Here is a 20158-nt window from a genome sequence, read left to right as displayed (position 1 = left end):
GCTCCTTGGGAGGTCTAGGCGGGCCGCACGTAAACGTGCGCGGCTTCGTGGGACAGGAAATGCGCCATCGCGTACGTGCGGTGATACGCGCCGCACCGGGCGAACACGGCGATGTCGCCGACCTGCGGCGGTGCGCCCGTGTCGTCGCGGCCGATCACGTCCGCGCGGCTGCAGGTGCTGCCGACGTAGAGGGTCGGCACGCCGCGCGACGGTGGTGCGGCGCCGCGGCGCACGAGCGACGGCGCGGCGAGCCGGCGCATCACCGATTCGGTCTGCGCGAGCAGGAACGCATGCGACAGGCCGCCGTCGCACACCGCGATCGTGCGGTCCTGCCACGGCTTGACCGCGACGACCCGCGTCGCGAACACACCGGCGTCCGCGAAGATCGCGCGGCCGGCTTCGTGCGCGAGCGTGTAGTCGCCGGCCAGCGGCGCGAGCGCGGCCGCATAGCGTTCGAGTGCGGCGTCGCCCGGATGATCGTCGGCAAAGCCGCCGCCGAGGCTGAGCGCACTGAGCGGCGCGCCGTTGGCGGGCGCGAGATCGCGGGCGAGCGCGGCGAGCCGCTCGGGCAGCACGAGCGTATCGGGCTGCGTCGCGTCCTGGCGGATGAACGAGTGCGGGCCGGAGAACACGTGCAGCCCGGCCGCGGGCAAGCCGGCGGCCGCGAGCGTGCGCACCGCGTCGTGCGCTTCGTTCGGCGTCATCCCGAAGTGGTCGTGCCACAACGCACGCGCGTGTTCGCCGGCGAGCGCGCCCGCATTCATGCGCAGCAGCACGGCGCCCGGCGTGGCGCCGCCGGCCGCCGCTTCGCGCGCCAGCGGCACGAAGCGCGCGACCGCGTCCGGGTTGTCGAGCACGAAATGACAGCGCGATGCGAGCCCCGCGCGCATGAACATCTCGTCCATCGACGGGTTGTTCAGGTAGCGCGGCGTGCGGATCCGGCCGATCATCGCGTCGAGTTCGCCGCGGCTCGCGAGCTCGACACCGTCCTCGTACGCATGCGCGCAGCGCGCGAGCATGTCCTGGTTCGGGTTCGCCTTCAGCGACACGATCAGCTTCGTGCCGAGCCGCGCCTTCAGCGACCGGTAGCGCGCGATCGCGACTTCCGGCTCGTACACGTAGCAGGGCGTGCGCAGGTCGGCGAGCCAGCCGTAGTCGGGCGCGGTCGGAAGCGGGCGCTCAGGCGTCATGGCGGCCCACCGGATGAAGCGTGGCGGCCGCATAGGCGCCGCAGTTCGACTGCATCACGCCGAGCACGCGCTTGCCGTGCGCGACCGCGTCGAGCCCGACGTCCGCGACGTTGATCGGGAAATCCGAACAGCACGCGTGGCCGCGCGCATGGATGTTGTGCGCATACAGCCGCTCCGCCGGCACGCGCATCGCGCGGCACAGCGCGTTCCAGCCGGGCAGATCCGCGTTGTGCGGCAGCACGAGCTCGTACGCGTCGAGCGCGTGCGGCTCCAGCGCGACCGCGGCGTCGATCGCCTTGCGCGTGTATGGCCACTCCATCATGATCAGGTCGGCCTCATTCGCGGCGACGGTGTCCGAGCCGCGATGCCATTTCGCATGCGTCTCGATCGCGATCCCGCCGAGCCGGTTCTTCGTGCTGTTGCGCGCGATCAGCATCGCGGCCGCGCCGTCGCATTGCACGCCCGTCATCTGTCGCATCCGGAAATCCTCGCCGTACACGCGGTCGGACGACACGAGCAGCGCCGCGTCGAGCTGTGGATGACGGCGCATCAACGCGCGGATCGTCTCGATGCCGGCCGCGACCGACACGCAGTTCAACTGTGCGACGGAGCCGAGCCACAGCGGCTCGATCCCGAACCGCGCGGCGAGTTCGTGCGGCAGGCTGCGCGGCGCCGGCGGCACGCTGAACTGCTGCGTGTGCACGTGCACGATCGCGCCGATGTCGGACGGCTGAACGCGGGCCGAGTCGAGCAGGCGGCCGGCCGCCGCGATCGCGAGGTCGGTTTCGCTCGTGTCGAGCGCCATGTGGAAATAGCGGCTGCCCGACTGCGCGATCGCGGCCGCGCGCTGGGCCGGATAGTCGCGTTCGGCGGCCCAGGCCTCGATGTCGACGGGCGGGCCCGGCAGCTCGTAGGCCACCGCGTCGATGCCGATCCAGAAGCCGGGGTCGCGGGATGCTTGGGAAGAGGCCATCGTCATGTCAGTTGAGCGGCATCGCCGCGTAGTCGAGGACGTCGAGTTTTTCGAAGGTCGCCTGCACGGTCGGCGTGAGCAGGCCCATCTCGCGGATCGTCGGCACGAGCCGCCGGAAGATCGAGCGGCGGATCGAGCTCGACACCGGCGATTCGCGGACCATCGCGCTGCATTCGCGCTTCGACAGCCCCATCGGTTCCCAGATGTCGTCCGCGCACAGGTGCTCGTACAGCACGGCCGCGCCTTCGCACACGAATTGCTCGCGCTCGCGCAGCTCGTGCGCGCTCATCTCCGCATACACGCGGCACAGCGTGATCCGGCCGACCGCGAAGTGGCGCGACTCGTCGCGCTGGATCCGCATGAACAGGTCCTTGATGAACGGGTCCGTGCTGTACGCGACGACGCTCTGGAAGATCGACAGCGCGATGCCCTCGACGAGCACCTGCATCCCGAGGTTCGTCATGTCGAGCGCGCTGCTCGTGATCGTGTCGTGCAGCAGCCCCTTCAGCGAACGGCTCATCGGGTAGCTGACGTCGAGCTTCTCGTTGACGAGCTTCGCGTACGCCTCGACGTGGCGCGCTTCGTCCATCATCTGCGCGGCCGCGCACAGCCGCGCGCTCAAACCGTCTTCGGCCGACGCGAGCTTCGACGCGCAGATCAGCGCCGCCTGCTCGCCGTGCAGGATCTGCGACAGCAGCCAGCCCTGCGCGTGGTGGCGCACCTCGCGTTTGTCCGCGTCGGACAGCTTGCCCCACAGCTCGGTGCCGTAGATCAGCAGCGTCGGGTCGGGCATCCCGAGCGGGTTGGCCGGATCGAGTTCGTGGCTCCAGTCGACGTCGGTCGCGACGTCCCACTGCGCGGCCTTCGCCTTCTCGTACAGCCGGTTCAGCGCCTCTTCGCGCAGCGCGTAGTCGTTCGACATCAGCGCGTCGACGGGCATCGACCAGCGAATGTCGGCCGTGTCCTGCATAACGGTGAGCGTGTCAGTCATGTCATGGTCTCCCCGGCAGCGCGGCGGCGCCGGAATGATGGGCGGAATCGGATAACGCGGAAAACGCGGGTTGCGCGGAAAGCGGGACGGCGTGCGGCTCGACACGGATCGCATACGCGGGCCACGGGCCGCGCAGCTGCGCGTCGAACGCATCGGCGAGCCGCGCGGGCCAGATCGCGCAATGCACGCGGTTGTCGCCGGCGAACTCCGCGTCGCGCAGGATGCGGTCGCCGATCCACACGACCGGCGTGCCGCGCGTCGCATCGCGCAGCGCCTCGCCGTACAGGTTCACGCCGAGCAACACGTGCGGCGCGAGCAGCTCGGCCGGCAGCGCGCCGAAGTACGGCGCGCAGACTTCGATGAACAGGCGCGCATCGGCATGCACGGCGGCGCGCACGCGCCGTGCGAGGTCCGCGAGGAACGCGAAATACTGGACATGGTCGAGCAGCACGCGGCGCTCGCCGTTGGGCATGCGGTGCGCATCATGGGCGTCGCCCGCGGCTTCCGCGAGGGCCGCGCGCGCATAGTCGGCCGGCGTGTCGAGCGGCATCCGGTACGCGCTCGCGGCCACAGTGACCGGCTGCCGCGCATCGCGCTCGATCCGGTAGGTGAAGTGAACGGGGCGCACCATGTCAGGCCTCGCCGTCGAGAGAGAGCAGGGCGTCCGGCGCGAACGCGACGTCGGCGATCGCGTAATAGCCGTTCAGCGCGAGCGAGCAGACGGCCGCGCGGCGCGGCGTGTCGCCGTCGCGATGCGCGAGCAGCACCGACAGCCACGGATCGCTGCCGAACGCATGACCGAACAGCCCGTGGCCGTCGGGCAGCAACGGGGTCGTGCCGACCGACGCGAGCAGCGCGCGGCGCGACGTGGCCGGAAAGAACGGCAGCGCCGCGCGCACGCCGGGCCGCGCCGCGCAGAATCCGCGGATGTCGCGGCCGAGCCGCACGACCGCGCTCGCGGGCGGCGCGGCATCCGCGAGCACCGACGGCGTCGCCTCGCGGCCGACGTCGACGAGCAGCGTGCACACGCCGAAACCCGAGCGGCCCCACGCGGGGTTGCCGTGCCAGTACGTATAGCCGTGCACGTCGATATCGACGATCTGCAGCAGCAGCGTGCGCGGCCCCGTCTCGGCGGCCGTCGCGAGCGTGCGGCGCAGCACGTAGCCCCAGCCCGCGCACTCGTACGAGCACGTCATCCAGTCGGGCCCGTAGTCGTTCGCGCCGGCCAGCGCACGCGCGAACACGCGATGCTGCGGCGAGTCGTTCATCAGCAGCATCGACAGGATCGTCGAACTGAGCACGTAGTCGTCCGCGCCGATCGCGCCGCACACGCGTTCGCGCTCCGCGCAGGCGAGTGCGCCGATCACCCGCGCCGTGTCGTCGAGCGGCACGGCGTGGCCGTCGCGCGACGGCGCGACGCGCCGGTACGCGAGCGCCTGCACCGTCAACGCGGTGGCCGGGGCCGGCAGCGCGGCGTCTTGCGCCGCCGCGGTGGCAAGGGGCGCGAGCATCGCCGGGTCAGGCCGCGTGCTGCTGGCGACGCAGTTGCGCGTCGAGCTGCTGCAGCGTCGTGTACTGCGTGATGTTCAGCGCTTCCGGATCGATCGAACCGTACAGCTGTTCGCAGAACACGATCAACTCGACGATGTTCAGCGAATCGATGCCGAGCTCGCCGATGCCGGCGTCCGTATCGACGGTTTCGACGTTGAGGATCTTCGCGACTTCGCGGGACAGGATGTCGAGTGCGTCGGCCGGAACGTTCTGGGTCGTCATGAGAGGAGCTCCTTGGGTCTTGAGTTGGGTTGATCGGGATCGATCGGCCTGTCGCGGGGTCAACTGCCGGCTTCGCAGCGCAGGCTCTTGCGAAGCTCGTGATAACAACGGTACGAACTGCCTTCCATTTTCGAAAACGCGAGCAGGTCGCGCTGGTCGTCGAACGTCGCGACCTTGCCGTCGCGCACGAGCGCCGTCAGGAACTCGTTCGATAGCAGCTTGATCGCGAGCACGCGCTGCACCTTGCCGAAGCTGTAGTTCGCGTAGTCGGTCTGCGCGTGCGCGGCCGCGGCGATGAAGCTGTGCACGGCGCGCGCGTCCGCGTCCAGCTCGACGCGGCCGGTCGCCTCCAGCCAGCCGATGTGCGCCATCAGCGCGCGCACGAAATACGGCCGCACGACGGTCAGGTACTTGTTGAATACGGTCGGGCCGCCGATCCGCAGGCGGTCCTCGGCGTGCACGCGCACCTGGCCGGCGACGTTCGCGAGCTGCAGGTTGCCGGCGAGGAACGGCGCGCCGCACGTCACGCGCGCGAGCTTGCGGTATTCGTCGGGCCACACGAGATACGCGGCCGGGAACATCACGCCCGGCAGGCGGGCGGCGACGACGGCCATGCAGTCGCGGTGCGCCTCGATGCCCCACACCTTGTCGACCGCGAGCGCGAGGCCCTGGTCGTCGCTGCGCACCGCGGTGCGCCACGCGGCGAGGGTCGGGCCGCCGCCGTCGCTCATCAGGAACGCGAAGTTGTGGCCGGCATCGATGCAGTCGCACGCGCGGCGGTTCTGGTCGTCGGAGAAGAACAGCCCGAACATGATGCGGATGAACGCGCGCATGAACGGCTTGAACAGATGGTGGAAACCTTCGCGGCCGATCTGCGCGAGCAGCGCCTCGGTGAGCGGCGCTTCGTCGTGGCGCAGCGGCGTCGCGGCCGACGAGTCGGGCAGCACGTCCGGCGTCGCGGCCCGCAGCGCGATCACCATCTCGCTGTCGAGCAGCCGCACGGCGGCGGCTTCGACGAGCCGGGCGGCCGCGCGCGGCGGCGTCGCGATCAGGTCGAGGTGGCGCAGCACCGGATACGCGGCCTGCTCGGCCACGCGCGGCACGCGCGGCGACAGCAGCGCGGCGGACGAAGCGGACGAGGCGGGAACGGAAAGCGTGGACATGGCGGAGTTCCTGTCAGAAGCGCACGCGCACGGCGGCGTCGATTCGGGTGGCGAGACCGACCATCCGGTACTCGGAGTGGCTGTCGGAGAACGCGTGCGACACGGCGACGTCGACGCTCACGCGCTTGTTCACGTCGGCGACGACCTGCGCGATCGCGAGCAGGCCTTTGTCTTGCGGCGAATAGACGCCGCGCAGCGAATACTCGACGCGGCCGATCTTCTTGCCGAGTCGCGCGAACAGGTAGTCGCGCAGGTTGCCGTCGACGCTGACGAAGTTCGCGGTGCCGCCGAGGCCGGCCAGGGCCGCGCCGGGCGCCGCGGGCAGCAGCGCGTTGTTCGCGCGCACCGCGCCGACCATCCGGCGCCATTGGCTCGCATCGAAGCGCGCTTCGTCGTGCGACCACTCGACGATCAGCGACAGGTTGCCGGGCAGCGCGCTCTGCATCCCGAGCGCGCTGCGCCACATGTACTGGCGGTCGTTGCGGCGATCGATGGCGTCGTACGCGGCCGGCACATCGAGCGGCGTGCCGTTCGCGATGAACGCGGGCAGTGGCCGCGTCGTGCCGCGCTCGACCCACGCGCTCGCATAGACGGTGTTCGACCTCGCGACGTCGAACGACAGCGTCGCGCCGGCGCCGCCGCGGCCCGCATGGCGGCCGACGAGCAACGCGGCGGAGCCGCCCGACCCGTTGTATGCGCCGCGCACGAGCTGCGTCGCGCCCTCGACGTCGCGGTTGTCGACATCGTTGCGCAGCGTGCGGTTCTGGCCGGCGATGAACTGCAGCGTGGTCTGCTCGCCGGCCCATTTCGCCTCGACGAGCGGCGTGCCTTCGACGTCGCCGTAGCGGTCGTAGATGTCGGCCGTCGCCGCGCGCTTCTGGAAAAAGCCGAGCGGGAAGAACGCCTGCGACGTATCGAGCGTGTCGATCCGCTTGCCGGCCGTCAGCGTGATCCCGTTGTCGAACGCGTAGCGCACGCCGACCTCGTTGAAGCGGGTGGCCTGTGCGCCGAGCGAGTGATTGCTCGCGACGACGCGCGCATTCATGAACAGGTTCTCGCCGTCGATGCGCGCGAGCACGCCTGCCTGCTGCTGGTTGCGCGGCTCGTCGCCGATCAGGCTGCCGAGCAGCGCGTGGCCGTCCATGCTGTCGACCGAGCGCGCGTACGCGATGCCGTTCAGGGTGCTGAGCTGTTCCATCAGCGATGCTCCGTGCGCGAACGGGCAGCCGAGCGCGAGCGGCACGGCAAGCGCGGCACCGTGCCAGTTGCGGCGGGTGCGGCCGGCGCGATGGCGCGATCGGCGAGGGCGGTCACGATGAGCGTCGGCATCGGCGTCGTACTCACTGACCATCGGCGAGCGTGTCGGGATTGAACCAGCCCGACGGAATGCGGTGCGGCCCGCCGTCGAGAATGTCGACGACGCTCGCGCGCTGCTTCTCGATCTCGTTGCGATACGTGATCTTGCGGATCACCTTGCGGCCGTTCGCATCGACCGGCGCCGAGAAATCGGCGCTGCGAAACAGCAGGCCGCTCGCGAGGAAGAACTGCGCGCGCACCGGCACGTCGGTGTCCGGCACGACCCACAGCTTGATGGTCGGATAGACGTTGTCCGGGTCGGTCGCGGTGAGGTCGAGCTCGGTGGCCGGCTTGCCGGCGATCGTCGTCTTGCCGGGCGCGGTGCTCGCGCGATAGCTGTCGGCCCAGTGCGTGCGCGTGATGTCGCTGATCACGACTTCGCCCTGCAGCCGCTGCATCCCGTTGATGCGCACGGCGCTGCGCGTGTTCGGCACGTAGAACCAGTGGCCGCGCGTCGTCGCCAGATACTTCTGGCCGTCGTTCTCGCCGCTGCGGGTCAGCGCGAGCGTGTCGCCGTTGCCGCGCGTGTAGACGAGGTAGCGCGTCGCGTCGCCCGACTGGCCGCCGACCACGTTCGTGATCTCGATGTTGGTCTGCGTGTCGGCGGCCGTGCTGCGATACGCATCGGCGCGCGCGAGCATGGTCTGCGCGGCGCCCGGCGCGTCCGACGCGCGGGCGGCCGGTGCGCACGCAACCATCGTGGCGAGCGCGGCGAGCGTCGCGCGAATGAGGCGAATGCGGGTCATGGGGCGAGTCCTTCGAGGATGTTGCGTTTGGCGAGCCCGAGCGTCGCGAGTACCGCGGCAGCGACGCCGAGCACGACGAACGCGCATTCGACGGCGGCGATGGCGGCCGGCGATACCGCGAATTCGAGCAGGATCGGCTTCACGCGGCCCGGCGGCGCGGGCAGGTGGATCTGCGCGTGGTTGAGCGCGACCATCGCGAGCAGCGCGACGGCGATGCCGGCGGCGGCGCCGAGCAGGCCGAGCAGCGCGGTTTCGCGGATCAGCACGCCGCGCACCGTCGACGCCGGCACGCCGAGCGCGCGCAGCGTGGAGATTTCGCGGCGACGCTCGACGATGCTCATCAGGATCCAGTTGCTCATCGACAGCAAAATCGTCACGCACAGAATCGCGCCGAACACCGAGAACTGGTTCCTGTACAGCGCGACGACCTGGTGATAGAGCGACACGAGCTGGTCCCAGGTCCGCACGTCGAGTTGCGGCAGCGCGGCGCGCAGTGTCGCGGCGGCGGCCGGTGTGTTCGCGGTGTCAGACAGGAACACCGCGATGCGCGACGCACGGTCGGTGCGCAGCAGCGCCTGCGCCGCGCCGAACGTGACGTCGACGATCCGCTCGTCGACATCCTTGTTGCCGGTGCTCATCACGCCGACGATCTGCGCGTCGGTCGCGTTGATCCCGCCGTGCGCGGTCGACGCCATCAGCTGCACGACCGAGCCGACATGCACGCCGAGCTTGCGCGCGAGCTCCGCGCCGACGACCACTTCGGTGCCGGCATTCGTTGCGGACAAATAGCGGCCCGACAGCACCGTGTGATAGTCGAAGAAGCCGGGCGGCTCGCGGTTCGGCTCGACGCCTTCGCCGACGAAGCCGTAGCTCAGGTCGCCATTCGACACGAGCCCGTCGAAGTCGATCCCGCGCGCGGTGGTCGCCACGCCCGGCAGTTTCGCGACGGCCTGCGCGGCGGCGGCCTGTTCGTCGGCGGTGAGCCCGTACTGCAGCGGGCGCTCGCCGATCAGGTCGAGATAGCCGTGGTGCAGCAGCTGCACGTGACCGACGCCGCTGTCGATCGACCCTTCGCGCACCGCGTCGAAGGTCGCGATCACGTAGCCGAGCGCGACGCTCGACGCGAACGCGGCGACGCCGATCATCGCCATCGTGAGCAGGGTCCGGCGCCGGTTGCGCCAGAGGTTACGCCACGCAAACGTCGACCAGTTCACGGTTCACTCCCGGTACGCCGTCGCGCATCTCGATGCGGCGAGGCAGGCGCGCGCACAGACGATCGTCGTGCGACGCAATCAGAAAGGCGGTGCCCAGCGTGCGGTTGGTGTCGAGGATCAGCTCCGCGACGGCCCGCGCGTTGGTGCTGTCGAGGCTCGCGGTCGGCTCGTCCGCGATCACGATCGCGGGCTCCTTCGCCAGCGCGCGGGCCAGCGCGACGCGCTGCTGCTCGCCGCCGGACAGTTCGCCGGGGCGATGACGTTCGCGCGCGGCCAGGCCGACCGCGTCGAGCATCGCGCGGGCGCGCTCGCGGCGCGTGCGCGGCGTGCCCCATGCGAAGCAGCCGAGCTCGACGTTTTCGAGCGCCGACATCACCGGAATCAGGTTGAACTGCTGGAACACGAAGCCGATGCGCTCGCGGCGAATCCTTTCGAGCGTGTCGGGCGCATTGTCGATGCGGCGGCCTTCGATCCAGCGTTCGCCGCTCGTCGGCACATCGAGGAAGCCGGCGAGGTTGAGCAGCGTGCTCTTGCCGCTGCCCGACGGGCCGACCAGCGCGACGACGTCGCGCGGGCCGATCGACAGCGTCGCGCCGCGCACCGCGACGACGTGCCCGGCGCCTTCGTACACGCGCGTGACGTCGCGCAGCTCGAGCACCGGCGGCGGCGCGGCGGTCTGAGCGGCCGTCATGCGTACGCTCCTTGCTGAGCTTCGGCTCCGACGCCGGCCGCCGTCTCGCCCGGCGCGGCGATCACGGCCAGCGCGCCGGTCGCATACAGATCGCGACACTTCAGCCGCTGCAGCTTGCCGCTCGTCGTGCGCGGCAACGAGCCGGGTTCGACGAAACACAGATCCTGTGCGGCGAAGCCGATCCGCGATGCGAGCAGCTGCTGGCATTCGGTGCGCGTCTGCGGCGTGGCGTCTGCCGGCCGTGCCTCGATCGCGACGACCAGGCGTTCGGTGCCCGTCTGCGGATCGGGCAGCCCGAAGGCGATGCAGGTGCTCTTGCGCAGCGCCTGATGCGCGGCCAGCGCTTCCTCGATCTCGTGCGGGAAGTAGTTGCTGCCACGAATGATGATGACTTCCTTCTTGCGCCCGAGGATATGCAGCTGACCGTCGGCGACGTAGCCGATGTCGCCGGTGCGGAACCAGCCGTCGGCGGTCAGCGGCGCGGCGATCGCGCCGTCGTCCGGGTTCAGGTAGCCGAGCATCAATGACGTGCCGCGAATCGCGACTTCGCCGACCGTGCGGGCCGCGAGCGGATGGTCGCCGTCGTCGAGGATGCAGAACGCCATGCCTTCGATCGGCGTGCCCATCGCGAGCACGGTTTCAGTTTCCGCGTGCGGGTCGCGGTTGTCGTCTTGCGTGACTGGTTGAGCCGCGCGTTGCTCGATCAGCGTGCGCCGGCCGATCGTGTCGGCGATCACGTACGGCGCACCGTCGATCGTGCCTTCATGCCACGCGCGGTGCATCGATACCGCGAGCGTCGATTCGGCCATCCCGTAGCACGGCTGCAGCGCCGATGCGGCGAGGCCATAAGGCGCGAACGTCGCGGCGAAATCGCGCAGCGTGGCTTCGTCCACGCGTTCGCCGCCGATGAAGATGTTGCGGCACGCGGACAGGTCGACGCCGTCCATCGCGGCTGCATTGAAGCGGCGCACGCAGTAGCGCAGCGCGAAGGTCGGCACCGACGTCGTCGTCGCGCGCGTCGACGCGATGCGCTTGAGCCAGCCGAGCGGGTTACGGATGAAGCTGTTCGGCTGCATCATCAAGAGCGGCGCGCGGTAGTGCAGGTTCGACAGCAGCGTCAGCAGCCCCATGTCGTGATAGAGCGGCAGCCACGACGCGGTGCCGTCGCCGGCCGCGATGTCGAAGCGCACCGATCCGCCGATGCCGAGCACGTTCGCGATCACGTTCTCGTGGCTGAGCACGGCCGCTTTCGGATGCGACGTCGAGCCGGACGTCAACTGGACATGATGCGGATCGCGGCCATGCTTCGCGCTGATCAGCGCGCGCGCGCCGCTGTCCGCGGCCATCGACAGCGTCGCGAGATCGACCACGCGCGTCGACGCGGCCGGAAATGCAGCGTCGTGCCACGCGGCGGCCTGTGCGTCCGCGGCGACGACGACGCGCGGACGATACCGCTCGCACGCGACGTCGACCACCTGACGCCCGGCCGCGGCGCGTCGTGCGGGAACCGGCACGGTGCACGGCAACGCGCCGATCATCACGCAGGCCATCATCGCGACCGCATGCTCGACGGACGCCGGCAGTGCGAGCATCACCATGTCGTTCTCGTGCACGCCGAGTTCGCGCAGCGCGCCGGCCTCGCGGAACACCGCTTCCGCGAAACGCCGGTACGTGATGCCGGCTTCGTTGCCTGCATCGTCGACGAACGTCATGCGATGCGTCGCACCGTCGACGTTCTCGAGCGACTCGATCAGGCGATGAATGGTGGATGCGCACTTCGTCACGAGGATTCTCCCGTTGCGGAACACGGCCGCTCGCGCCACGGTGCCGGCGGCGCCGTTCGTCGAGTGAGGAGGATTCTTGCCGCATCGACGCGAGCCGACAAACGGAATCTATGCAGGCAATGCATGCGCGGCACGCATCCACGAGGTGAACGGTCGGTACGCATTCGACCGGTCGTCTAATTCACGATGTGGTGCGCTCATGCGCGGGCGTCATGCAATGCGTTCGGAAAATTCGTTTGTCCGCGGCATCGACTCACAGAAGAATTGCATCCCGGCGCGCGCCAGCGTTGCCGTGTCATGGTGCCGGGCAGGGTCCGGCCAAGGAGAGCGCTTTGTCCGTCACCTCATCGCTTGTCGCCCGCCAGAAATCGGCTACAGACATGAAGAGCCGCCCGAGCAACGTGGTTTTCTCGCTGAAGCTGGCGGTCTACGTCGCGCTTCTCGCGCACGGCATGCTGTTCGCGCTGTCTGCGTTCGTCGTCCTGAAGATCGTCGGCGTGCTGCTGATCGGTGCGACCTATGCGCACGGCGTCGAGCTGCAGCACCAAGCGCTGCATTACCAGGGGTTCCGCAGCAAGCGGCTCAATACGGTGTTCGGCGTGCTGGTCGGCATGCCGATGCTCGTGTCGTTCCATGCGTACCAGGACAGCCACCTGCGTCATCACCGGTTGCTCGGCACGCCCGAGAACAAGGAGTTCTTCGACTATGGCGACCAGTACGGCGCCAGCCCGGTCGTGAGCGTCGGGCTGTGGGCGTGGCGGCTGTCGATGGCCGCGCACTATCTGCAGTTCGCGAAGAACGTCGCGAAGCTCGTCGTGCCGGGCGCGCGCTTCGGCGACAACCCGCTCGTGTCGCGGGCGATTCGCCGCGATCATCTGCTGATGGTCGCGGCGATCGCGCTGCTGGCCGGCGTGTCGGTCGCGCTGCATACGTGGTTCGTCGTGTGGGTGTGGGTCGTGCCGCTCGTGCTCGTCGCGACGCCCGTGCATGCGCTGATCGAGATGCCCGAGCATTACCGCTGTGAGCTGACGAGCACCGATCCGTTTCGCAACACGCGCACGATCGAAAGCAATGCATTCATGACGTGGTTCACGAACGGCAACAACTATCACGTCGAGCATCACATGATGCCGAACCTGCCGATCGAGCGGCTGCACGATCTGCACGGCGTGATCGCGCCACGCATCCGCCATTACCACCGCACCTATCGCCAGTTCTACTACGCGTTGCTGCGCGGCCGGCTGGCGCCGCGCACGGTGGACGACGACGCGGACGAGCGCGAAGCCGATGCCGACGCGGCCGCGCCGGCATCCACGCAGTCGGCATGAGCGCATGAGCGCCGCGGCCGGTCACGAACCCGAACGCTTCCCGATGACGGTGACGACGATGCTCTATCCGGAACTTTTCAGATCGCTCGAGGCCGTGCGCTGGGACATGGAGAAGGACATTCCGTGGGACAGCTTCGACGCGTCGCTACTCACCGACGAGCACGCGAAGACGATCAGGATGAACGCGATCACCGAATGGTCGGCGCTGCCCGCAACGGAAATGTTCCTGCGCGACAACCAGCACGACAGCGACTTTTCCGCGTTCATGAGCGTGTGGTTCTTCGAGGAGCAGAAGCATTCGCTCGTGCTGATGGAATACCTGCGCCGGTTCCGGCCGGAAATGGTGCCGACCGAGGAAGAGCTGCACGCGGTGCGCTTCCCGTTCGATCCGGCGCCGCCGCTCGAGACGCTGATGCTGCACTTCTGCGGCGAGATCCGCCTGAACCACTGGTATCGCTGCGCGGCCGACTGGCACACCGAGCCGGTCATCAAGCACATCTACGAAACGATCTCGCGCGATGAAGCGCGCCATGGCGGCGCTTACCTGCGCTACATGAAGAAGGCGCTGAACAACTGCGGCGACGTCGCGCGCGCGGCGTTCGCGAAGATCGGCGTGCTGATGGCGTCGGCGCGCCGCACCGAGAAGCCGCTGCACCCGACCAACCTGCACGTGAATCAGGCGCTGTTCCCGCGCGACACCGTGCAGTCGCGCCTGCCCGATCCGGAATGGCTCGAGCGCTGGCTCGACGAGCAGATCCGCTTCGACGGCGAGTGGGAAAAGAAGGTCGTCGACCGGATCCTGCACAACCTGTCGATCCTGTTCGAGCGCACGTTCGCGACCGCGCAGGAGTTGAATCGCTATCGTCGCGAGGTCACGGCGCGCGTGCACGACACGGCAGACAGCGTGTAGCCGGTCGCGCGGGCTGCCGCGCGGTGGGCGGAACGGGGCCATGAAGCGCCGGGCGGCGACGCTGTCCGGCGAGCTCGGCCATTGGCGCGCGTAATCGACCAGATCATTTTTTAAAAACGGTGTGACAAACCGCCGCATATTTTCGTGTTTAGCCGGTTCAAATAAACACTCGAATGCCGATTTTCGGATGGGGTGGAACCGGATCCAGTGTTTATGAAATTCCCATAATCCGGGAAATTGATTATAAAGACAGGTAATTGAAATTGTATTGTAGGCGCATATTTTTCTGTCCGCCGAAGCCTCGGAACAGACGAATGAACACCGAATTTCATACTGGAACCCTTATGTGGAGGGCGTTTATGGCGTAATTTCCCGGGTCGATCAATTGATGGTTCGATTTACAGAATTAATATTTCATAATGCTAATGTAAGAATAAGATGTTGAATCGACGTTGATATATAAATATGAGTGTCACGGTTGAAAGCAAGAATGATAATCGTCTATGCTTCGCTATAAAATCGTTTCCGGTTTCAAATGGAAATAAAACGATCTCAGGGAGACGGAAGGCGACTTGTCTGTTGGTAATGTCATTTTGAGGCGGCGGTATGGCGAATGTGAGATTGGCAAAACGGTTGCGAGGGATGCCTTCGCTTGATTTCCTGAGGGGCTTCGAATGCGCGGCGCGGCATTTGAGCTTCACGCGGGCAGGGCAGGAGTTGAACGTCACGCAATCCGCCGTGAGTCGCCAGGTCAAGGCGCTCGAGGAGCAGCTGCGGATCGAGCTGTTTCACCGGCACATCCGTTCGCTGACATTGACCGACAAGGGGCGCGAGCTGTACGACGCGATCTCGATTGCGTTGTCCGATCTGGAATCGGTCGTGGGCAAGCTGTCGTCGAGTGTCGGCCAGCGCTCGATCTCGCTGTCGACCACCGTGTCGTTCGCGGCGCTCTGGCTGATTCCGCGTCTCGGTTCGTTCCGCGCAAGCTATCCGGACATCGATGTGCGCGTGTCCGCGACGAGCGAAATCGAGGATCTCAAACGCAAACGTTTGCACCTGGCGGTGCGCTATGCGGGCCCGTGCACGCCGCTCGACGACACGCAGGTGCTGTTTCGCGAACGCGTCGTCGCGGTGTGCAGCCCATCACTCGCGACGGCCGTCGGCGGCCGTCCGTCGATGACGCCGGACGATCTCGACAAGCACGTGCTGCTGCATCTCGACGATCCGCGCGGCGAATGGCCGTGGTATGCGTGGAGCAATCTGCTGAAGGCGCTCGGCGTGCCGCGGCTGCGGCCGGTCGGTGCGCTGCACTTCAGCCAGTATGACCAACTCGTGCAGGCCGCCGTCGACGGGCACGGCATCGCGATCGGCAGGCGCCCGCTGATCGACGGTCTGCTGAAGCAGGGCCGGCTCGTCGAGCTGTTTCCCCACTGCACCGTTCCATCGGGCAGCTATGCGGTCGTGCAGAACCCCGACGCGTGCAACGAATTCGACATCGCGGTGCTCACCAACTGGCTGCTCGACGAAGCCAGCGTTCCGCCCCAGGCGCCCCCGGACAACGCGGGCAGCAACGTGCTGCCGCTGTATCGCGTCGGCTAGCGCCCGCGCGCCGCGTGGATGGCCGCTCCGCGCTCGCGTCGCGCGGCGCGTCGTTGCCGCCGCACGCGTCACGCGTCATCCGCAAACGCCGCTACCTGTGCGATGATTCGCGGCTTCGCGTGCGTCGCAATACGCCGCTGACCCAGGCGCCCGGTTGCGGGCCGCCGTCGATCGTCCATACGTACATGAACCCGGAGGCGCGATGCCCACACTGACCATCCAGCACAGCACACTGCATTACCAGGATCACGGCACCGGCTTTCCGGTGCTGCTCGGGCACAGCTATCTGTGGGACGCGGCGATGTGGGCGCCGCAGATCGACGCGTTGTCCAGCCGCTATCGCGTGATCGTGCCGGACCTGTGGGGGCATGGCGCGTCGGGCCCGCTGCCCGATGGAACGCAGACGCTCGACGATCTCGCCGCACACGCGAGCGCGTTGCTTGATGCGCTGGAGATCGAGCAATGCGCGGTCGTCGGCCTCAGCGTCGGCGGGATGTGGGGCGCGCGGCTCGCGTTGCGCGAACCGCGGCGCGTGCGCTCGCTCGTGCTGATGGATGCGTCGCTGGAAGCCGAGCCCGACGCGACGCGCCTGCGCTACTTCGCGATGCTCGATGCGATCGAGGCCGCCGGCAGCGTCGTGCCGCCGCTGCTCGATGCGATCGTGCCGCTGTTCTTCCGGCCGGACGTGAACTTGGCCGACCCGGTGCCGAGCGCGTTTCGCGCGGCGCTCGCGAAGCTGCCGGCCGACCGGCTGCGGGAATCGATCGCCCCGCTCGGCCGGCTGATCTTCGGGCGACCCGATACGCTGGCCGCGCTCGCCGACCTGGACGGCGAACGCACGCTGCTGATGTGCGGCGCGGGCGACATGGCGCGCCCGCCGTCCGAGACGGTGAAGATGGCGAGCGTGATCGGCTGCCGCCACGCGCTGGTGCCGGACGCCGGCCATATCTCGAACCTGGAGAATCCCGCGTTCGTCACGCGGATGCTGCTCGACTGGTTCGACGAACAGAAGCTCGCGGCGGGCTGACCTTCATGCGCGCGACGCCGGCGGCGGATGCCGCGCGGCGTCGTGTGATGCGGGCCTGCGTGATGCGGCCCGGCGTGATGCGCGTAACGCGTGTTACGCGCGTTCGCCGATCGGCGTGAACTTGCGGTCGCGCACGCGCCCTTCGTCGGCGCCGCGGCGAATCAGGTCCTGCGCTTCCGCGCGGCTCGCGACGCACGGCGCGGAGCCGGGCAGCGGCCGCCGCGCGGTTTCGCGCAGCGCGAGCACCGACACGATGCCGATGAACGACGCACCCATCAGGTAGTAGGCCGGCATCATCAGGTCGCCGGTGCGATCGACGAGCCATGCGGTGACGAGCGGCGTCGTGCCGCCGAACAGCGACACCGACACATTGAAGCCGATCGCGAGCGCGCCGTAGCGGATGCGCGTCGGGAACAGCGCGGGCAGCGCGGACGGCATCACGCCGGTGAAGGTCGACAGCAGCGTGCCGTAGATCAGCATCCCGCCGAACACGGGCAGCATTCCGCCCGTACGGATCAGCAGCAGCGCCGGCACCGACAGCACGAGCAGACCCACGCAGCCGGCCATCATCACCGGCTTGCGGCCGACGCGGTCGGACAGATGGCCCGCGTAGAGCGTCATCGGCATCATCAGCAACATCACGATCAGCACCATGAAGAGGCCGTGCGTCTCGTTGAAGTGCAGCGTCGCCGACAGGTAGTTCGGCAGATACGACAGCGCCATGTAGTCGGTCACGTTGAAGATCAGCACGAGGCCGACGCACTGCAGCAGCGGCCTCCACTGTTCGACGAGCAGCGTGCCGAACGACTGCTTCGGGCGCGCTCGTTCGTCCGCTTCGCGCGATTCGGCTTCCTTCTTGAACGCGGGCGTTTCCTCGAGCCTGAGCCGCACGTACAGGCCGACGAGGCCGAGCGGCCCGGCGATGAAGAACGGCACGCGCCAGCCCCACGACAACAGTGCTTCCTGCGACAGCGTGGCCGTCAGCACCGCGACGGTGGCCGCGCCGAGCGTGTAGCCGATCAGCGTGCCGAACTCGAGGAAGCTGCCCATGAAGCCGCGTCGCCTGTCGGTCGCGAACTCCGCGATGAAGGTGGCGGCGCCGCCGTATTCGCCGCCGGTCGAGAAGCCCTGCACGAGGCGGGCGACGAGCAGCAGCACGGGCGCCATGATGCCGATCGATGCGTAGCTGGGAATCAGGCCGATCGCGAAGGTGCCGACGGCCATCATGATCATCGTGGCGGCGAGCACGCGCTGGCGGCCGATGCGATCGCCGAGCGGGCCGAACACCATGCCGCCGAGCGGGCGCACGAGGAACGCGGCCGCGAACGTGCCGAAGGTCGCGAGCAGCTGCGCGGACGGGCTGCTCGACGGGAAGAACACCTTGCCGAGCGTGACGGCGATATAGCTGTAGACGCCGAAGTCGAACCATTCCATCGCGTTGCCGAACGCCATGGCCCCGACCGCGCGTTTCAGGACGGCCGGGTCGACGATCGTGATGTCGTCCAGCTTCAGGGCCTTGCGCGAAGACCGGGCTTTCGCGGGGTGCGCTTGCGATGAACTCAAGGAACGCTCCTGGAAGGAGCCTTCGCGGCCGGCCGAGCGGGCGCACGGGGGGCGGGCGCGGAACCGTCGGGGACGAAGGCGGTTGTCTCTGGATCGCCGTGATGTCGAGCGCGCGGCGCGCGCCACGCGACACCCGGCAAGGGTGTGTTGGTGTAAAGCAGTGTAGAGAAACGGGGAAAGCGGACTATCGGTCATGCGCCCGGAAACCGGTCGTAAACGACACGGATGGCGCAGGCGGGCAACTCGTTGGGCGGCGCCTGCAAGGGGGGCGGCGGTCCGGGCAGCGTCGACGGTGGTCTATACCGGAGGCGAGGCGCGGGGGCGGCGGTACGTCGCGCGATCGTGCAGGCATGATGCGGCTGAGCACCCCGACCGATACATCGCGCACGGATTCGCACGCGCAATGAAAGCCGCGTCGAATCCGATGTGCGGTTGCGCCATCGCGCGGCGAACGCGGCGAACGCGACGAACGCGACGAACGCGACGAACGCGACGAACGCGACGAACGCGACGCAATATGATTCGGACTACGAATGCAGAAGGGCGGCAGTTCGGCGAAGGCAACCGCCGCCCGCGCACATCAGAACACGTGACGAATCCCGAGGTTCGCGCCGACGGTCGTCCCGGTGACCGCGTAAAGCGCGTTGTTGATCCCGAGCCCGGTGTTCATCGCGCCGTGGTTGTTGACCATCGCGACCTGCGCGTACAGCGCAGTGGCCTTCGACAGGCTGTAGGTCGTGCCGACAGCCGCGAGCAGCGAGTGATTGGCCGTGTCGTTGCGGTCGCTGGTGAACCACACGCCACCGTTCAGGTCGACGGCCGGCGTCGCCTGGTAGTCGAGGCCGCCGCCGTACACGTTGTTGCTGAACGATCCGCCGACCTTGTAGCTCGCGAACGACGCCTTCGCGGTGACCGGGCCGAACCGGTACGCGGCGCCGATCGTGCGGCCTACGAACGCGACGGTGCTCGGCGTCGGCGTCGGGTTGGTGCCGTCGTTGCCGTCGTAGAACGCGGCGTTGATCATGAAGCCGTCATGCTCGTATTTGACGCTCGCCGAATACTGGCGCCCGGCCTGGAAGTCGCCGGCCTTGCCGCCGAACGCGAACATCGCGCTGCCGGCGAGGCCGGCGATCGTCGGGCTCGTATACGACACGGCGTTCGGATTGAACAGGCCCGTCACGAGCACGTTGTCGACGTAGTTGATCAGCCCGCTGCCGAAGTGCGAGAAGTTGCGCGGATCCGAATCGAAGATCGCGAGCAGGAACGGCGAGTACTGCACGCCAGCCTTGATCGTGCCGAAGCCGCCGTCGAGCCCGACCCACGCCTGGCGACCGAAGAAGTTGCCGTTCGAATGGGCGAACGCGCCGTTGGTGACGGCAAAGCCGCTTTCGAGCTGGAATTTCGCCTTGAGGCCGCCGCCGAGATCTTCGGTGCCGGTCATCCCGAAGGTCGTCGGCGTCATGCCGGTATCGGTCATCGCGAACTGATGGCCGGCGTTCGCGCCGGTGGCGGCGTCGAGCGTCTTGCTCGTGTACAGCAATGCGGCGTCGAGGTTGCCGTACAGCGTCACGGCGCTTTGCGCGAAGGCGCCGGTGCTGGCCATCGCGCCCGCCAGCGCGGCGCAACCGATCACGATTCTGTTTTTCATTGGGATGTCTCCAGTGTTGTTGTACGTCCATGCATCGAACAGGGATGTGACGCACGCCGCGCATGGCGGGTCCGTCGTGCAGGCCGCGCACGCAGGGTGGGGCGCGGCGGGACGCACGTGCGCGGCCGGGTGTCGGCCGCGCGCGACGCGTTCATGGCCCGGATGGGCGCCGGAACGCGCGTGCGTCGAGGATGTAGGGGAG

The 20158-nt window shown here is 68.2% G+C and carries 18 protein-coding genes; 4 read left to right on the top strand and 14 right to left on the bottom strand.

All coding sequences use genetic code 11. The features are described from left to right. Positions 1 to 14 precede the first annotated feature (14 nt). The 12 genes from ABIC50_RS12370 to ABIC50_RS12315 are packed head-to-tail and all read right to left on the bottom strand — an operon-like array spanning position 15 to position 11881. Positions 15 to 1190 (bottom strand): type III PLP-dependent enzyme domain-containing protein, encoded by a 1176-nt coding sequence (locus ABIC50_RS12370; protein WP_354164086.1) that lies wholly within the window; start codon positions 1188 to 1190, stop codon positions 15 to 17. Continuing rightward, entirely contained in the window at positions 1180 to 2169 is a 990-nt protein-coding gene (locus ABIC50_RS12365; RefSeq protein ID WP_354164084.1) for a beta-ketoacyl-[acyl-carrier-protein] synthase family protein, read from the bottom strand. The genes ABIC50_RS12370 and ABIC50_RS12365 overlap by 11 nt, the downstream gene beginning before the upstream one ends. 1 nt (position 2170) lies before the next feature. After that, entirely contained in the window at positions 2171 to 3154 is a 984-nt protein-coding gene (locus ABIC50_RS12360) for a ferritin-like domain-containing protein (RefSeq protein ID WP_011661016.1), read from the bottom strand. A 1-nt stretch (position 3155) separates the two neighbouring features. Beyond that, the gene (locus tag ABIC50_RS12355) at positions 3156 to 3785 is read right to left on the bottom strand and encodes a hypothetical protein (RefSeq protein ID WP_354164082.1); all 630 of its coding nucleotides are present in this window, start codon (positions 3783 to 3785) and stop codon (positions 3156 to 3158) included. Position 3786: 1 nt separating this feature from the next. After that, positions 3787 to 4665, bottom strand: a complete 879-nt coding sequence (locus ABIC50_RS12350) for a hypothetical protein (protein WP_354164080.1) — start codon at positions 4663 to 4665, stop codon at positions 3787 to 3789. A 7-nt stretch (positions 4666 to 4672) separates the two neighbouring features. Further along, positions 4673 to 4927, bottom strand: a complete 255-nt coding sequence (locus tag ABIC50_RS12345; protein WP_011350104.1) for an acyl carrier protein — start codon at positions 4925 to 4927, stop codon at positions 4673 to 4675. Between the two features lie 59 nt (positions 4928 to 4986). Then, positions 4987 to 6090 carry a hypothetical protein gene (locus tag ABIC50_RS12340; RefSeq protein WP_354164078.1) on the bottom strand — a complete coding sequence of 368 codons (1104 nt, stop codon included), beginning with the start codon at positions 6088 to 6090 and terminating at the stop codon, positions 4987 to 4989. A gap of 13 nt (positions 6091 to 6103) precedes the next feature. Then, the gene (locus ABIC50_RS12335) at positions 6104 to 7441 is read right to left on the bottom strand and encodes a hypothetical protein (RefSeq protein ID WP_354164077.1); all 1338 of its coding nucleotides are present in this window, start codon (positions 7439 to 7441) and stop codon (positions 6104 to 6106) included. Further along, the gene (locus ABIC50_RS12330) at positions 7431 to 8192 is read right to left on the bottom strand and encodes an outer membrane lipoprotein-sorting protein (protein ID WP_354164076.1); all 762 of its coding nucleotides are present in this window, start codon (positions 8190 to 8192) and stop codon (positions 7431 to 7433) included. The genes ABIC50_RS12335 and ABIC50_RS12330 overlap by 11 nt, the downstream gene beginning before the upstream one ends. After that, positions 8189 to 9406, bottom strand: coding sequence for an ABC transporter permease (locus tag ABIC50_RS12325; protein WP_354164074.1), 1218 nt, complete (start codon positions 9404 to 9406; stop codon positions 8189 to 8191). Before ABIC50_RS12325 ends, ABIC50_RS12330 begins: the two co-directional genes overlap by 4 nt. Next, entirely contained in the window at positions 9378 to 10097 is a 720-nt protein-coding gene (locus ABIC50_RS12320) for an ABC transporter ATP-binding protein (RefSeq protein ID WP_354164072.1), read from the bottom strand. Before ABIC50_RS12320 ends, ABIC50_RS12325 begins: the two co-directional genes overlap by 29 nt. Beyond that, a complete protein-coding gene (locus tag ABIC50_RS12315; protein WP_354164070.1) occupies positions 10094 to 11881 on the bottom strand; it encodes an AMP-binding protein in 1788 nt (595 codons plus the stop codon). The genes ABIC50_RS12320 and ABIC50_RS12315 overlap by 4 nt, the downstream gene beginning before the upstream one ends. Before the next feature lie 380 nt (positions 11882 to 12261). On the opposite strand from ABIC50_RS12315, the gene ABIC50_RS12310 reads away from it, so the two are divergent. The 4 genes from ABIC50_RS12310 (at position 12262) to ABIC50_RS12295 (ending at position 16745) form a co-directional block, all read left to right on the top strand. Continuing rightward, a complete protein-coding gene (locus tag ABIC50_RS12310; RefSeq protein WP_354164069.1) occupies positions 12262 to 13209 on the top strand; it encodes a fatty acid desaturase family protein in 948 nt (315 codons plus the stop codon). Positions 13210 to 13258: 49 nt separating this feature from the next. Then, positions 13259 to 14119, top strand: a complete 861-nt coding sequence (locus tag ABIC50_RS12305; protein ID WP_354164488.1) for a ferritin family protein — start codon at positions 13259 to 13261, stop codon at positions 14117 to 14119. Between the two features lie 606 nt (positions 14120 to 14725). After that, positions 14726 to 15718, top strand: a complete 993-nt coding sequence (locus ABIC50_RS12300; RefSeq protein WP_354164068.1) for a LysR substrate-binding domain-containing protein — start codon at positions 14726 to 14728, stop codon at positions 15716 to 15718. Between the two features lie 202 nt (positions 15719 to 15920). After that, positions 15921 to 16745 carry an alpha/beta fold hydrolase gene (locus ABIC50_RS12295; RefSeq protein WP_354164067.1) on the top strand — a complete coding sequence of 275 codons (825 nt, stop codon included), beginning with the start codon at positions 15921 to 15923 and terminating at the stop codon, positions 16743 to 16745. 93 nt (positions 16746 to 16838) lie between these two features. Here ABIC50_RS12295 and proP read toward each other — a convergent pair whose 3' ends face one another. Further along, positions 16839 to 18308, bottom strand: coding sequence for a glycine betaine/L-proline transporter ProP (proP, locus tag ABIC50_RS12290; RefSeq protein ID WP_354164066.1), 1470 nt, complete (start codon positions 18306 to 18308; stop codon positions 16839 to 16841). A 580-nt stretch (positions 18309 to 18888) separates the two neighbouring features. Next, positions 18889 to 19956: a porin gene (locus ABIC50_RS12285; protein ID WP_354164064.1), complete on the bottom strand. Its 1068-nt coding sequence runs from the start codon at positions 19954 to 19956 to the stop codon at positions 18889 to 18891. Between the last annotated feature and the right edge of the window lie 202 nt (positions 19957 to 20158).

The sequence above is a fragment of the Burkholderia sp. 567 genome, assembly GCF_040545115.1.
GTDB classification, from domain to species: domain Bacteria; phylum Pseudomonadota; class Gammaproteobacteria; order Burkholderiales; family Burkholderiaceae; genus Burkholderia; species Burkholderia ambifaria.
This window is presented reverse-complemented; position numbering and strand designations above follow the sequence as displayed.

Bases quoted from the DNA above. Each gene is read 5' to 3' on its own strand.
- ABIC50_RS12340 (WP_354164078.1), bottom strand. From the start codon at position 6,090: ATGTCCACGCTTTCCGTTCCCGCCTCGTCCGCTTCGTCCGCCGCGCTG.
- ABIC50_RS12360 (WP_011661016.1), bottom strand. From the start codon at position 3,154: ATGACTGACACGCTCACCGTTATGCAGGACACGGCCGACATTCGCTGG.
- ABIC50_RS12300 (WP_354164068.1), top strand. From the start codon at position 14,726: ATGGCGAATGTGAGATTGGCAAAACGGTTGCGAGGGATGCCTTCGCTT.
- ABIC50_RS12285 (WP_354164064.1), bottom strand. From the start codon at position 19,956: ATGAAAAACAGAATCGTGATCGGTTGCGCCGCGCTGGCGGGCGCGATG.
- ABIC50_RS12345 (WP_011350104.1), bottom strand. From the start codon at position 4,927: ATGACGACCCAGAACGTTCCGGCCGACGCACTCGACATCCTGTCCCGC.
- ABIC50_RS12330 (WP_354164076.1), bottom strand. From the start codon at position 8,192: ATGACCCGCATTCGCCTCATTCGCGCGACGCTCGCCGCGCTCGCCACG.
- ABIC50_RS12350 (WP_354164080.1), bottom strand. From the start codon at position 4,665: ATGCTCGCGCCCCTTGCCACCGCGGCGGCGCAAGACGCCGCGCTGCCG.
- ABIC50_RS12355 (WP_354164082.1), bottom strand. From the start codon at position 3,785: ATGGTGCGCCCCGTTCACTTCACCTACCGGATCGAGCGCGATGCGCGG.
- ABIC50_RS12295 (WP_354164067.1), top strand. From the start codon at position 15,921: ATGCCCACACTGACCATCCAGCACAGCACACTGCATTACCAGGATCAC.
- ABIC50_RS12310 (WP_354164069.1), top strand. From the start codon at position 12,262: ATGAAGAGCCGCCCGAGCAACGTGGTTTTCTCGCTGAAGCTGGCGGTC.
- ABIC50_RS12335 (WP_354164077.1), bottom strand. From the start codon at position 7,441: ATGGTCAGTGAGTACGACGCCGATGCCGACGCTCATCGTGACCGCCCT.
- ABIC50_RS12370 (WP_354164086.1), bottom strand. From the start codon at position 1,190: ATGACGCCTGAGCGCCCGCTTCCGACCGCGCCCGACTACGGCTGGCTC.
- ABIC50_RS12320 (WP_354164072.1), bottom strand. From the start codon at position 10,097: ATGACGGCCGCTCAGACCGCCGCGCCGCCGCCGGTGCTCGAGCTGCGC.
- ABIC50_RS12365 (WP_354164084.1), bottom strand. From the start codon at position 2,169: ATGACGATGGCCTCTTCCCAAGCATCCCGCGACCCCGGCTTCTGGATC.